This window comes from Pseudonocardia hispaniensis (assembly GCF_042658695.1).
GTDB lineage: Bacteria > Actinomycetota > Actinomycetes > Mycobacteriales > Pseudonocardiaceae > Pseudonocardia > Pseudonocardia hispaniensis.
Map to the genome: position 1 here is coordinate 1 of NZ_JBHSQW010000043.1, position 748 is coordinate 748.

General features: G+C 70.7%; 1 protein-coding gene. It reads left to right on the top strand.

All coding sequences use genetic code 11. The features are described from left to right. Positions 1-22: 22 nt before the first annotated feature. Positions 23-748 (top strand): PP2C family protein-serine/threonine phosphatase (locus ACFQE5_RS20185; protein WP_379587258.1); only part of this gene is annotated, 726 nt, incomplete at its 3' end.

A 748-nucleotide genomic window follows, 5' to 3' on the forward strand; every position in this document is an offset into this window, starting at 1 on the left:
ACACAGACTCCATACTGCGCCAATGGCACTGGCTCTGCGGGCTGCGATCGGATCGGATGTCGGCAGGCAACGGGCGCGTAACCAGGATTCCGCGGCGGCAGGCCAGCGCCTCGTGAGCGTGGCCGACGGGATGGGCGGGCACGCCCATGGTGAGCTGGCCAGCGCCCTGACCGTTGCCGCACTCTCCGACCTCGATGACGCATTGCCCGCCGACCTGCACGAGGTCGATCTCGCCGCAGCGCTGTACGACGGCCTCGTGGACGCCGCACAGCGCCTCGACGAACGCGCCAGCCGCGACCCTGCGCTACGGGGCATGGGAACGACGGCGGTCGCTTTGCTCCTCGACGACACTCGCCTCGGCGTGCTGCACATCGGCGACTCGCGCATCTACCGGCTGCGGGGCGGTGACCTTTGTCGCCTGACCCACGACCACACCGTCGTCCAGGCGCTCGTCGATGAAGGCCGGCTCACCGCCGAGGAGGCGATGCGCCACCCGCGCCGGTCGGTGCTGCTGCGCGCCCTTCAGGCCGGGCACGACCCGGACCCGGACGTCTGGATGATCGATGCCGCACCCGGGGACCGCTATCTCCTGTGCTCCGACGGCGTCACGGCGGTGCTGACCGACGACACGGTGCGCGAGGTTCTCGCGGACATCGACGACCGGGGCGAGGCGGTCGCGCGGCTCATCGCGCTGGCCAACGAGGCGGGTGGGCCGGACAACATCACCTGTGTGGTCGTCGACGTCGTC